Source organism: Colwellia psychrerythraea (genome assembly GCF_000764185.1).
GTDB lineage: Bacteria > Pseudomonadota > Gammaproteobacteria > Enterobacterales > Alteromonadaceae > Colwellia > Colwellia psychrerythraea_B.
The window spans coordinates 231,018-243,975 of sequence record NZ_JQEC01000002.1; the positions used below are offsets into that span (position 1 = coordinate 231,018).

At 38.7% G+C, this 12,958-nt stretch carries 13 protein-coding genes; 1 reads left to right on the top strand and 12 read right to left on the bottom strand.

Features of this window, described 5'->3' with window-relative positions:
• Window positions 1–112 precede the first annotated feature (112 nt).
• Window positions 113–769 carry a glutathione S-transferase family protein gene (locus tag GAB14E_RS21235; RefSeq protein WP_033080364.1) on the top strand — a complete coding sequence of 219 codons (657 nt, stop codon included), beginning with the start codon at window positions 113–115 and terminating at the stop codon, window positions 767–769.
• Between the two features lie 63 nt (window positions 770–832).
• Here the strand turns inward: GAB14E_RS21235 and hemB are convergent, their stop codons facing one another.
• From hemB to ftsY, 12 genes are all read right to left on the bottom strand, one after another.
• Complete coding sequence (gene hemB, locus GAB14E_RS21230; RefSeq protein ID WP_033080365.1) at window positions 833–1,879, bottom strand: porphobilinogen synthase; 1,047 nt, start codon at window positions 1,877–1,879, stop codon at window positions 833–835.
• Between the two features lie 14 nt (window positions 1,880–1,893).
• Entirely contained in the window at window positions 1,894–2,775 is an 882-nt protein-coding gene (locus GAB14E_RS21225; protein WP_231561956.1) for a GGDEF domain-containing protein, read from the bottom strand.
• On the bottom strand, window positions 2,776–3,603 hold the full coding sequence (locus tag GAB14E_RS21220; RefSeq protein WP_231561957.1) for a TatD family hydrolase: 828 nt from the start codon (window positions 3,601–3,603) through the stop codon (window positions 2,776–2,778).
• A 12-nt stretch (window positions 3,604–3,615) separates the two neighbouring features.
• Window positions 3,616–4,110: a hypothetical protein gene (locus GAB14E_RS21215; RefSeq protein ID WP_033080367.1), complete on the bottom strand. Its 495-nt coding sequence runs from the start codon at window positions 4,108–4,110 to the stop codon at window positions 3,616–3,618.
• Window positions 4,110–4,871: a twin-arginine translocase subunit TatC gene (gene tatC / locus GAB14E_RS21210; protein WP_033080368.1), complete on the bottom strand. Its 762-nt coding sequence runs from the start codon at window positions 4,869–4,871 to the stop codon at window positions 4,110–4,112. Before tatC ends, GAB14E_RS21215 begins: the two co-directional genes overlap by 1 nt.
• Entirely contained in the window at window positions 4,868–5,368 is a 501-nt protein-coding gene (gene tatB / locus GAB14E_RS24375; RefSeq protein WP_081967661.1) for a Sec-independent protein translocase protein TatB, read from the bottom strand. Before tatB ends, tatC begins: the two co-directional genes overlap by 4 nt.
• A 3-nt stretch (window positions 5,369–5,371) precedes the next feature.
• Entirely contained in the window at window positions 5,372–5,641 is a 270-nt protein-coding gene (tatA, locus tag GAB14E_RS21205) for a twin-arginine translocase TatA/TatE family subunit (RefSeq protein ID WP_033080369.1), read from the bottom strand.
• 269 nt (window positions 5,642–5,910) lie between these two features.
• Window positions 5,911–8,370 carry a TonB-dependent receptor plug domain-containing protein gene (locus tag GAB14E_RS21200; RefSeq protein ID WP_033080370.1) on the bottom strand — a complete coding sequence of 820 codons (2,460 nt, stop codon included), beginning with the start codon at window positions 8,368–8,370 and terminating at the stop codon, window positions 5,911–5,913.
• 327 nt (window positions 8,371–8,697) lie between these two features.
• Window positions 8,698–9,555 carry an RNA polymerase sigma factor RpoH gene (gene rpoH, locus GAB14E_RS21195; RefSeq protein WP_033080371.1) on the bottom strand — a complete coding sequence of 286 codons (858 nt, stop codon included), beginning with the start codon at window positions 9,553–9,555 and terminating at the stop codon, window positions 8,698–8,700.
• A gap of 234 nt (window positions 9,556–9,789) precedes the next feature.
• Window positions 9,790–10,764 carry a permease-like cell division protein FtsX gene (ftsX, locus tag GAB14E_RS21190; protein ID WP_033080372.1) on the bottom strand — a complete coding sequence of 325 codons (975 nt, stop codon included), beginning with the start codon at window positions 10,762–10,764 and terminating at the stop codon, window positions 9,790–9,792.
• A complete protein-coding gene (ftsE, locus tag GAB14E_RS21185; protein WP_033080373.1) occupies window positions 10,757–11,455 on the bottom strand; it encodes a cell division ATP-binding protein FtsE in 699 nt (232 codons plus the stop codon). The genes ftsX and ftsE overlap by 8 nt, the downstream gene beginning before the upstream one ends.
• Window positions 11,456–11,515: 60 nt before the next feature.
• Window positions 11,516–12,952, bottom strand: coding sequence for a signal recognition particle-docking protein FtsY (gene ftsY, locus GAB14E_RS21180; protein WP_414734047.1), 1,437 nt, complete (start codon window positions 12,950–12,952; stop codon window positions 11,516–11,518).
• Window positions 12,953–12,958: the final 6 nt, after the last annotated feature.

Here is a 12,958-nt window from a genome sequence, read left to right on the forward strand (position 1 = left end):
TCATTTAATAATCAACATAGTATTTCATATTTTTAAAATATGTTCTTGAACATATTTTAATTATGGTTAGATTAATAGCCTAACAAGTAGTTTTATAAACAAGGAAAATTTTATGATAGCTAACCCTGTACACATTTACGGCCCAAGTTTTTCAAATTTTGTTCGTACAGTCATGCTCATATGCGAAGAAAAACAACTTACTTACACAGTTGGCTTTGAGGTGGCAGGCCATGAAATTCCCTTTAAGGGCGAAAAGCACCTCAACTGGCACCCCTTTGGTAAAGTTCCGGTATTACTTGTTACTCAGCAAGCAGCAGAGTTAGCGATTCCCGAAACTGCCAGCATTTGTCGTTATCTTGATGGAAATAACGACTTACAGCCTAGTAATAACTTAGAATATGTTCTACACGATGCACTGTGTGCATTAATATCAATCGATATTGATAAAGTGCTGGTACGTGAGTATCTGCTGGAATTTGCTTTTCCCAAAGGCAAAGATAATAGTGTTCGTTTTGATGTAGTTAAAAGTGTTCAAGCTAAAGTTGCTACAACATTAGCTATTATTGAAAAGAAGTTAGCTGAAAAAAATGCCTTAACCTGCAAGCAATTTACCATTGCTGATGCGTTATTAGCACCTATGTTGCACTATATTTCTTGCTTACCTGCTGGTTATAACTTACTAACAGATTATCCTAAGATAGAAAAATATTTAGCTGATTTGATGACAAGATCATCATGCAAAAAAGTTCTAACTAGCAATAGGTTATAATCATTTCGACAAATAAAAAATGCGACCTAAGTCGCATTTTATTTTTAGCTAATAACAAGAAACTTATGCGTCTTCTTTCAGCCAACGAGCAACTTGTTTGGCAAAATAAGTTAAAATACCATCAGCTCCTGCGCGTTTAAATGCTAATAAACCTTCCATCACACAAGGTTTCTCCGCTAACCAACCATTTTGTATTGCGGCCATATGCATGGCATATTCACCACTGACTTGATAGGCATAAGTTGGTACTTGGAAGGTATCTTTTACTCGGCGCACTATATCTAAATAAGGCATACCGGGTTTTACCATGACCATATCAGCACCTTCGGCAATGTCTTGAGCCACTTCGTGTAATGCCTCGTTGCTATTAGCAGGGTCCATTTGATATGTATGTTTATTGCCACCTTTAATATTACTGGCTGAGCCAACAGCATCACGAAATGGTCCGTAATAATTAGAAGCATACTTTGCTGAGTAAGCTAGAATTTTAGTATTAACAAAACCATTTTCTTCTAATACTTGCCTGATTGCGCCGACACGACCATCCATCATGTCTGAGGGTGCGACAATATCAGCTCCCGCTTGTGCGTGTGATAAAGCTTGCTTAGTCAAAATATCTTTAGTGACATCATTTAACACGTAACCCGTTGTACCTGCTTTATTGTCATCTCTTTCGCTTAAAATACCATCTTGGCCATGTGTAGTGAAAGGGTCAAGAGCAACATCTGTAATTACCGCTAACTGCGGGAAATTAGCTTTAAGGGCTCGTACTGCGCGTTGAGCCAAGCCGTCTGGGTTATAGGCTTCTTCAGCCATGAGTGATTTTTTATCACTTGGAGTTACTGGGAAAAGTGCAATAGCAGGAATACCTAAATCAACCAACTCTTGCGCTTCTTCTAATAAAAGATCAATACTTTTACGCTCAACCCCCGGCATAGAAGTTATAGCTTCGCGCTGATTCTCACCTTCAAGTACAAAAACAGGGTAGATAAGATCATTAACCGTTAACTGTGATTCGGCCATTAAACGACGAGTATGATCATCAACGCGCATACGGCGCATGCGACGAGCAGGATATTGGCCAAAAGCCGAATTACCACTGTAAGACATAAGCATTCCTAAAATTATTCTGTTAATATATATTGTTGTGTTTGGTTTCTACCATGGTGTTTAGCCTGGTATAGCGCTTTGTCAGCACCAGAGAAAATTTGCTCAGGACCGATATCGGCCTCTTGTTGGTAGGTACAAATACCACAACTAATGGTTAGCGCTATTTCGATTTCTTGAAAGCTGAAAGCTTGCTCAGTAATTTGCAAACGTAACTGCTCAGCGACCAATAGTGCCCCTTCAACATCAGTATTTGGTAAGATTAAGCAAAACTCTTCACCACCATAACGAAATGCTTTATCGGCGCTACGCTTTAAACTTTGTTTCATAAATTTAGCCAACCAAATAAGGCATTGATCCCCCGCGAGATGGCCATAGTTATCATTCACTGATTTAAAGTGGTCAATATCGATAACCACTAAACTTAATGGAGTAAGGTTGCGACGACTACGGCGGTACTCGGCTAATATTTTTTGATCGTAAAATCGGCGATTATGCAGCCCGGTGAGTTCATCCAGGACATTCTTTCGTTCGAGCTCTTGATTAGCACTCTCTAACTCTTGCAAAGCAATATTTAATTCAAGTGTGCGCTCTTGCACTCGCTCTTCTAACAAGTCTTGACTATCTTGCTGCTCTTTAGCCAAGGTCTGCATTGCTTGCTCAGCCACTGTACTGTTGTTTTGTGCCAATTTGAGCCGTAATGACATTTGCTGATATTTATTTCGGCCATGGCGAGTTAAAAATAAAGCAACTAAAGAAGCCACTATGATACCTAAGAAAAAACCCATGCCAATGCATAAGTGCTCAGTATCCTCTGCTGTCATCGCCCTACTCACAGGAGGATATAACATCAATAAAGATGCATAACCTGTGGCTTTAGAGATAACATATTGTTTCATTTAAGGTAATTCTTTTTTTGTTGTAAAATCGAACAATTTTTCGCTATTAAGGCTAGTTTGCCAAGCAATCACGTCTTGGTCAAGACCTGTAATACTGGCAATTTCTTTCACAATAAAAGGTAAATAACTTGGTTCGTTACGGCTACTCTTAGGTTTTGGACGAATCGTCCTAGGCGTTAAATAAGGTGCATCAGTTTCAATCAATAAACGATTTAAAGGAATTAAACTGACGATATCACGAAGGGTTTGACCACGGCGCTCATCACAAAGCCAACCAGTGATACCAATATACATATCAGCCGCTAAACACTGTTTTAGTTCATCTTTTGTACCGGTAAAACAGTGAGCAATCATTGCTGGAATTTTATCGATTTGAGGAAATAATATATCAAACCAAGGCTCAAAAGCATCTCTTTGATGTAAGAACAATGGCATATTCAGCTCTGCAGCTAAGTTAACTTGCTCGCTAAACACCTTTCTTTGTTGGGCTGGAGCTGAGAAATTTCGATTAAAATCCAAACCACACTCACCAATAGCTTTAACTTGGGACTGCCTGGCCAGTTGTTTGAGTTGCTCTATATAGTCAATTGATACATGGTCAGCATCATGAGGGTGCACACCTGCCGTACTATATAAAAAATTAGGAAAATCTGTTTGGTATTGTTGACACAGCCTTAACGCTTTCTGGCTTTCTTCAACATTAGTACCAGTGATCAATAAACCACTCAGTGCTGCTGATTTTGCACGAATAATAACGTCTTCTCGATCCTTATCGAAACGTTTATTGGTTAAGTTAACACCAATATCTATCAAAGTACCTTTCTTCAATTCAGCCTCGCTCTATTTAAGCCTTTTTACTTTAATACGCTTATTAGTATTTTCTTTTTGCATATACACTGAGCCAAGCGCGCCTTTAGTTAAGATAACGCGGTTTCCTTGCTTTAATTTGATTCTACTGGCATCTTGTTGCTGCCATCTTTGACCATTTTCAAAGGTTATTTTCCATTGACCACGCACTGATTTTGTTAATTTACTGATAACGAGGGTAATGCTGTTTATTTCTTTGGCGAGATCCTCTTTACTCTTTTGCACATGATCTTTAGCAAAGTCATCAATCTGCTCTTCAGTTAATGATGATGGTGCATCCGCAATATTTTCTGTTACGCCTCGACTATCAGTAAGTTTATCAAAACAATTCAACCTAGCCTGACTATCACTTATTTTACTACAAGTTTGCACTTTACTAACCAGCTCGCTTTCTTCAGCAACCACTGGTTGAACCAATAATATTGTACTAACTGCAACGCAAGTTGTTAATTTTTTAATAAATTTCATTACTTATTCTTCTCTACTTTAATAGTTTCGTCTTCATCTTCTTTATGGTAAAAAGAAGCAATAATAATACCCAGCTCAAACAATAACAGCATTGGCACAGCAAGCATTGTTTGTGAAATAATATCGGGTGGTGTTAATAACATACCAACAATAAAAGCCCCGACCACAACATACGCGCGCTTTTCTCTTAAGCTATCAGGTGTCGTCATGCCCGTCCAACACATTAATATAATCGCAATAGGGATCTCAAACGCAGCGCCAAATGCAAAAAACAGCTTTAAAATGAAATCAAGATAACTGCTAATATCTGTCGCAATAACAACACCTTCTGGAGCTACCGAAGTAAAGAAAGCAAAAATCACAGGAAAAACTAAAAAATACGCAAAAGCAATACCACTATAAAACAATATTGTTGAGCCAAACATTAACGGAACAATTAAACGTTTTTCATTTTGGTATAATCCTGGCGCAACAAATGACCAGATTTGGTACAAAACAAATGGCATGGCGATAAATAGTGACAAGACTAAGGTTAGCTTAAAGGGAGCAAAAAATGGTGAGGCAACATCAGTTGCTATCATTTGCGAACCTTCCGGCATAGTAGCTAACAAAGGTTGAGCAACAAACTGGTATATATCTTGGGCAAAGTATACAAAGCAACAAAAGACAATTAACACCCCTAAAACAGAGCGTAATAAACGGTCTCGTAGCTCTAATAGGTGATCAAATAAACTAGCACTAGATGTGGGATTCGTATTCATAGTTGGGGTTTATCACTTGCTGCGTTTTCTGCCTTTACTGCTTGCTTAACTGATAGTTTAGCTGACTGTTCAGTTGAACTGGTTGTTTGTACATCCGCTGTTTCAATATTCGTTACATTATGGTCTTCATCTTCAAGGGCCTTACTATTAACTGATGAAGCTAATGAGGAAGAAATCATTGAATCTAAAGGCTGAGTATTCACTTTTTTAAAGGGTTCAGTGACTGAAGCCGCAGCCTCTTGCAGGGTTTTTAATGATTCAGCAACTTCTGGACTCAAGTTTTGTAAATTAGCTTGCTCAGCTTTCTTTAAGTTGGCATGCAATTCATGAACTCGTAACTCTTCGGTAAGCTCTGCCTTAACAGTATCACTAAACTTACGTGCACCGGTCATCCAACCACGAACCGTGCGTATAGCTACAGGTAATCGCTCAGGACCCAAAATAACTAAGCCCATAATTGCAATAAGGATTAATTCCCAAAAGCCAACATCAAACATAAATTAGGCCTGATCGGTTTCTTTAGTCTTACTGGTAGATTTACTGGTTTCTTCAGTTACAGTACTAGAGTTATCAGCTAAGCTTTCTGAAGTTTTTTCAGCACTGGTCTTTTCTACATTAGATTTTTGCTCTTTGTCATCACCAATAGCACTTTTGAAACCTTTAACCGCTGAGCCTAAATCACCACCTAAGTTACGTAGTTTTTTAGTACCAAACAATAACACTACAATCACGGCAATAATTACTAACTGCCAAATTCCGATTCCGCCCATAATGATTAACTCCTGATATTTAATGCTAACACGACTAAACAATACGCTAGCTCATGCTTTTGTGTAAACATTATATACCTAATTAATACTGGGAAACGAGTAAAAGCGATAAATGAATGAGTAAATGATGAGCTAAAACAACATTTATTTTGTGGGTAAGTAATTTTCACTAAAATGAGGGGATCAAAAAAGGCGACTATAAAGCCGCCTTGAATTTGAGTTACTGTGTATTGACTAGCGATGCTAGCAATACCGGTAATTATTTCATATTAGAATTTATATGAGGTATTAACAAAGAAAGTACGACCAACAACATCGTAGATGTTTGGTACTGTATTCATGTCATTCCCATCTGGCACTTCTTCAGGTTCAGTATCAAATAAGTTTTTGATACCACCCGTTACTTGCCATGCATCATTGATGTGGTAAGCCGTAGAAATATTGTGATAAATCACATTATCAGTAGTGTAACCATCACCTTCCATACCTTGAATGTAGTTTGCTGTGTAAAGCAAGCTCAAGTCTTCAGTAAGTTCAGTATTAATAGTTAAGTTAGACTTTAATTGTGAATAACCACCCATGTTGCCATCGATAGTACCTTCGTAGCTAATATCGTTTTCTTCAAACTCAATTAAATAAGTGGTATCAAGTGTTACTTTAAAGATGCTTGCCGAGTAGCTAACATTCCAGTCAACACCAGAAGTGTTCTGTTGGCCAATGTTAGTAAGGCTAGACGTCATGTTCGATAAGTCACCATCAGGCGTGATCTTAATAGTCTCACAAGCAGCAAGATCATCTTTGAAACACTTATTCATCTCATCTTGTACGTTAACACGACTAATAGCATTAGTAATATCAAATGACCAGTAATCAACGGTAGTTGAAAGGCCTTCCATTACTTCCCATACCACACCAGCAGTAAATGATTCACTTTCTTCTGGTTGTAAATCTGGATCACCTACGTAGTTTACTTTGATTTGAGCATCTTGTTCTCTTTCCCACGGGTCACTTAAGTAATCGAAAGAACCTGAGTTACCACTGTATAATTCACTTACACTTGGCGCTCTAAAACCTGTTGCTGCAACCGCTCTAAACATTAAACCATCAGTAATGGTATAAGTAGCACCTAACTTCCAAGTAGCTGCTCCACCAAAAGTAGAGTAATTATCGTAACGAGTTGCCGCTTCTACGGTAAATGAATCTGTTACTGGTACTGATACTTCACCATAAATAGATTGTACTGAATAGTTACCTTCAGTTGGGTCTTGTTGTGCAGCTGTGCTTTCACCGGCTTGGGTGATAAGATCTGGTGTGTAGTAGCCACTTTCAAAACGGCTTTCAACACCAATAGCATAACCAATATCAGACTCACTGATACCACTATACCCTGCAGCTAAAGTAAATTGCTCATTACCACCTTCATTTTGTTCGGTGTACATGATGCCTTCACTCGCTAAAAAGTCAGTATTCATCGGATCGCCGCTGAACCAATCATCTTGATGATCGTAGATACTTTGTTCCATATTTCCGGCATGAATCGAGTTACCAACACTGTCTTTTGAGTCATTACGGCCATAAGTCGCTGACATATCCCACTGAGAGTCATTACTTAGATAGCCAGTTAGACCAACAGAAGCACGATAAGTATCAGTTTCTTGCCCATAAATGCGTGGGCCAGCATCAGTCATTCGACGTCTATAATTTAACGTATCAATTGGGTTGCCGTCTTCATCAACCTTATCAAACTGGTCATTATATTTGTCATCAAGCTGACTTCTGTCTAAGTCGATGTTTGCTGGCTGTGGCGCCATTTGTTGATTAGACTCACGACGCGTGTACATAAGATCAATACTTAACTCAGTATCATCAGCAATCTCACTGTTAAAACTAGAAAATAGACTTAATAACTCATTCGGTGTTTGGGCGTAACTATCATCGGTATAATCATAAGTTTCATCATTTTTGACAAAATTCCCATTTTCATCAAGAACCTTGCCACCTAACGTTCCGCCAGGAATAAATGATGATTCACCTGGTGGTACAAAATCACGATCCGATTGAATGATCTCGCCACGATTTGAGTATTGAGCGCCTAAAACTAAGTTACCACCGGCTACTTCACTACCGTGTAAAATGCTGAAACCACCACTTTCGCCATCACCTTTGTCGGTAATACTGCCATCGGCAGTTACTTCAGTTCCTTCAAAGTCTTTTTTGGTGATGATGTTAACTACACCAGCAATAGCATCTGAACCATAAACTGCAGAAGCTCCATCTTTCAAGATTTCAATAGTTTGAATCATTGACACAGGAATAGTGTTTAAATCTACTGAAGAGTCTGCACCAGTACCTGATGCAACCATACGGCGACCATTCATTAGCACTAAAGTACGCTGGGTTCCCATACCACGTAAGTTAACTGTTGCTGAGCCACCTGAGCCATTGTTAGAAGTAGAACCTAAGCTCATACCTGCTGCAGCGGGTTGCATTGATAATATTTCTTGTACTGAGGTGTAACCACTCTTAGCAATAAAATCTGCTGAAATAACAGTTACTGGGCTAGCTGTTTCAATATCTGTTCTGTTAATGCGAGAACCGGTTACGGCAATACGTTCAACTTCTTCTGCGCCTTCTTGGGCAATTGCTTGTACTGTAGTCATTGATGTTGCGGCTAGGGCAATCATTACTGCGCGAGTAACTACATTCTTTCTGGCTGTTCTTAGGCTCATTACTTCTACCTTTTTATCGTTAGTTTATTTGTAACTGATGTATATCAATTGACATTTATACTGCGCGATTTATTTGAAGAAGTTCGTTCTAAAGTGTTGTAATTTAGTTAAGTTTGATACAAAGATGTGTCTTTGTGCGGCAATAGTGTTATCACCTGTGACCGACATGGTCGTTTTTTAACTAGCTACTAGCTCAATTGACAATTATTAGCGTTCAGCTGCTTATTTTTTTGTAAGTATCTATGTGATTAAATCAAGTTAAGTAAAGTTGCAGGCATAAAAAAACCGACAGAAGTCGGTTTTTTAAAAATATTTTTTTAACTAAGGTTAATCAAATATCATAGTATTTTTTAGCTTAAACAGGGCATTTTTTTCTAGCTGCCTAACTCGCTCAGCTGAAATTTGGTACTTATTGGCAAGTTCCTGTAAGGTTGTTTTATCTTCGGTTAACCAACGAGTTTTTATAATATCTTGACTGCGCTCATCAAGAGTTACCAATGCTGTTGATAGTTTATGATTAGCATGGTTATCCCAATTATCATTTTCAACTTCAACCGCTAAATCTGATTGCTTGTCTTCAAGATATTGTGCAGGTGAAAAACTACCAGCACCAATATTATCATCATCGTCTTTTGATAATTCAAATGCTTGGTCATGGCTGCTCATACGAGACTCCATTTCCATAACATCTTTAGTTGTTACACCTAGGCTTTCTGCTACGGTATTAACTTCTTCAGTACTGAACCAGCCTAAACGTTTTTTATTTTTACGAAGATTAAAAAATAATTTACGTTGCGCTTTAGTCGTGGCAACTTTTACAATGCGCCAGTTTTTAAGGACAAACTCATGAATTTCAGCTTTGATCCAATGCACAGCAAAAGAAACTAAACGTACACCCACTTCCGGGTTAAAACGTTTAACAGCCTTCATTAAACCGACATTACCTTCTTGCACCAAATCAGCATGAGGTAAACCATAACCTGAATAACCTTTAGCTACATGAATAACAAAACGTAAGTGCGACATAATAAGCTCTTGTGCCGCTTGTAAATCATTGTCGTTATAAAGGCGAGTAGCCAGATCATGCTCTTTTTCAGCCGTTAGCATTGGAATGTTATACGCGGATTGCATATATGCTTCGATACTACCGCTTTTGGGTAAGGTAAGTTGCATTGTTTGACTCATAAAAATATCTCCATTCTCTTCTTTAATTCGCCCGCGATAATAACATAAATAGACACTCTTTGCGATAGCGAGGATATGAACATAGCCTAATAGAAAGGGCAACACAAGATGATCTTTCAAATTGTGTATTAATTAAATGTGACAGTTTATGTATAGCGCTATTTTTCAGTATTAACGAGCTAAATAAACAACCGAATAAACAAGGAGATAAGTTATCAGTCTGGTCTTTAGTTGCTAATCAGCATTAGGCTCTATTGCTTTAATATGTTGGCTTACCGAGATATAACTCCCCACTAAAGCAAGTAGAATAGCAAAGGCAATGAGCATTAATGCTTCACTGCCGGCTAAGCCTTGCAATTGGAAGTTACTTTGGTAGAGCTCAGTTAAATCACTTATCGCGTAACCTAAGTACCAGGCAAGTAATGTCACCGCGATACAAGAAAGTATGCCACCAAAAACACCATACCAAATACCTGAATATAAAAAAGGGCGTTGAATAAAACTGTCTGTTGCGCCAACCAACTTCATAATTGCGATGGCATCTTTTTCATTTAATATCGCTAACCGAATGGTATTGCCAACAATAAGCACGACAGATAAACACAATAATAGCGCCACACCGAGAACAATATCTTCAATTAAACGCGCCATGGCTTCTAATCGAGTAAGCCACTCTAAATCAAGTTTTCCTTGTTCAACTTCACGTTCTTTACTTAACTTTGCTAATAGAGCATTCGCCGCTTGTGCTTGGCTAGCTCTTTGAGTTGGGGTTACCAGTAATGTTGCTGGCAATGGGTTTTTATCTAGGTATTCAAGTGACTGGCCAAAGCCCGATAATATTTTAAATTCTTTTAATGCTTGCTTGGCTGAGATATAGCGAACTTCTGCAACATCATTATAAAGGCTGATACGCTTTACTAGGTTTTGAGCACTCTTTTCACTGGTCGATAGTCTTAGAAATAGAGTGATTTGTGAAGCACTATCCCATTGTTCACTCACTTCTTCAGCATTTTTAACAAAAAGATGTAAGGTTGCTGGTAAAGCCAAGCTAATACCTAAAACAAAAATAGTCATCACGGTAGTAAAAGGTGTACGCCACAAATTACCTAAACTACCCACCGCTTGCTGCACATGTCGTATCGGTAAAGTTAAAATACGCGTGACTAAACTTGAGCGCGCTTTTAAGCCACTACTATGAATATCACTCATCAGTTGCCCCCTGTGCTTGCAGACCATCGACAATACCATCATTAATCATAGTACCCTCTTTGAGAGTCAGGGTACGGTATTTCATGCGCGCAATTAAACCTAAATCATGGGTAGCAATTAATACGGTAACACCGGCGGCATTAAATTCTTCAAATAAACGAATAATATCTAAGGATAACTTAGGATCTAAGTTACCTGTAGGCTCATCGGCAAGTAGAATTGGCGGTTTGTTAACAATAGCGCGAGCAATGCCGACTCGCTGTTGTTCACCACCAGAAAGCATATGCGGGTAACATTTTAACTTAGCACTTAAGTGCACTTTATCTAACGCCGTGGCTACACGTTTTTTGATCTCTTTATGACTGACACCTTCAATAATTAAAGGTAACGCGACATTATCAAAAACGGTTCGGTCTTTAAGTAAGTTATGGCTTTGGAAAATCATACCTATACCCCGACGAACATAAGGTACTTGCTTGTATTGAATATCAGAAAGTTCGGTATGATTTACTTGTATGCTGCCTGAGCTGGGTTTTTCCATTAAAGAGATTAATTTTAACAAGGTACTTTTACCTGCACCTGAATGGCCCGTTAAAAATGCCATTTCACCGCTTTCTAGACTAAAACTCACTTGTTTTAATGCCAGAAAACCGCCTGGGTAGGTTTTATTTACCTTATTGAAATTAATCATATTATTTTTATATTTTGCCGTTGTTATTCATCTAACTTAGCACATTTACCTAATTTAATGCTAATTGCTAAATATAGCTTCAATAAAATCATCACCATCAAATGGCCTTAAATCGTCTATGCCTTCACCAACACCTAAATATCTAATAGGTATGGTGTGTTTATCTGCAATGGCAAAAACAACACCACCTTTAGCGGTACCATCTAACTTAGTGATGGTTAAGCCCGTTAGTCCGACAGCTTCATCAAACAACTTAGTTTGGCTTAACGCATTTTGGCCAGTACCCGCATCAAGGGTTAGCATTACTTCATGGGGAGCATTTACATCGAGCTTTTTCATTACCCGCACGACTTTTTTCAACTCTTCCATTAAATGGGCTTTATTTTGTAGACGTCCTGCGGTATCAGCAATAATAACATCAACATTACGTGCTTTGGCTGCACTAATGGCATCAAAAATAACCGAGGCACTATCGGCACCGGTATGCTGCGCAATAACTGGAATGTTATTACGCTCACCCCAAACTTGTAATTGCTCAACAGCGGCGGCTCTAAAAGTATCACCCGCTGCTAGTATCACTGATTTACCCTGTGCTTGAAATTGCTTAGCTAATTTACCTATAGTAGTGGTTTTACCCACGCCGTTTACACCAACCATCAGCATCACAAAAGGACCTTCGCCTTCAGGGATAACCAGTGGTTGACTAACGCCTTCAATAATTTTCTTTAACTCGGCTTTAAGTAAGTCATATAAAGCGGAGGCATCTTTTAACTGTTTACGACTAGCACTTTTTGTTAATGAATCGATAATTTTCATGGTGGTTTCAACACCGACATCTGCTAGCAGTAAATGGGTTTCTAACTCTTCAAACAAATCATCGTCTATTTGTTTACCGCGAAACAAATCAACTAAACCGCCACCTAAGTTTTGTCTAGTTTTGCTGAGACCTTGTTTTAGTCGGGCAAAGAAACCCAACTTGCCTTCGTCTTTTACCTCAACCACTGCGCTTTGTTCGCTGACTTCTGCTTCAGCTACATTTGGTTCAGCCGCAAGCGACTCAAATTCTAGAGGCTCTTCTGCTACAGGTTCAGCTATGACTTCTGGCGCTAACTCAACCTTTTCAACTTTAATAGCTTCATCTTGTTCTGCAGCTTCCATTTCAGCTAATAAATTCGCTTCTGGACTTTGTTCAAGCTCACTACTAGTTGCAACTTCAGTTGATAACTCAGCAGTAGGTGTAATTTCTTCTGCTACAGGTTCAACTCTTGGCTCAACAATCTCATCGGAGGCATCTTCAGTTTCATTAACAACAGGCTTCTCAACTTGCTGCTCTGACACTGGTTCTGATGTTGACTGCTCAACTTGAATTACCGATTCAGCAGTAATCTGCTCTTGCTCATCTATTGAAAGGGTCTCTTGATCACTTTTTTCAACGCTTGGTTGTTCTGCTTTTTTGCCAAAACCTAACCAAGACAGCATACCTTTTTTCTTCGACACGTTTTG

Coding starts and splice junctions, on each gene's coding strand:
- tatA (WP_033080369.1), bottom strand. CDS start 5,641: ATGGGCGGAATCGGAATTTGGCAGTTAGTAATTATTGCCGTGATTGTA.
- GAB14E_RS21235 (WP_033080364.1), top strand. CDS start 113: ATGATAGCTAACCCTGTACACATTTACGGCCCAAGTTTTTCAAATTTT.
- ftsE (WP_033080373.1), bottom strand. CDS start 11,455: ATGATTAATTTCAATAAGGTAAATAAAACCTACCCAGGCGGTTTTCTG.
- GAB14E_RS21200 (WP_033080370.1), bottom strand. CDS start 8,370: ATGAGCCTAAGAACAGCCAGAAAGAATGTAGTTACTCGCGCAGTAATG.
- hemB (WP_033080365.1), bottom strand. CDS start 1,879: ATGTCTTACAGTGGTAATTCGGCTTTTGGCCAATATCCTGCTCGTCGC.
- tatC (WP_033080368.1), bottom strand. CDS start 4,871: ATGAATACGAATCCCACATCTAGTGCTAGTTTATTTGATCACCTATTA.
- GAB14E_RS21215 (WP_033080367.1), bottom strand. CDS start 4,110: ATGAAATTTATTAAAAAATTAACAACTTGCGTTGCAGTTAGTACAATA.
- ftsX (WP_033080372.1), bottom strand. CDS start 10,764: ATGAGTGATATTCATAGTAGTGGCTTAAAAGCGCGCTCAAGTTTAGTC.
- GAB14E_RS21225 (WP_231561956.1), bottom strand. CDS start 2,775: ATGAAACAATATGTTATCTCTAAAGCCACAGGTTATGCATCTTTATTG.
- tatB (WP_081967661.1), bottom strand. CDS start 5,368: ATGTTTGATGTTGGCTTTTGGGAATTAATCCTTATTGCAATTATGGGC.
- rpoH (WP_033080371.1), bottom strand. CDS start 9,555: ATGAGTCAAACAATGCAACTTACCTTACCCAAAAGCGGTAGTATCGAA.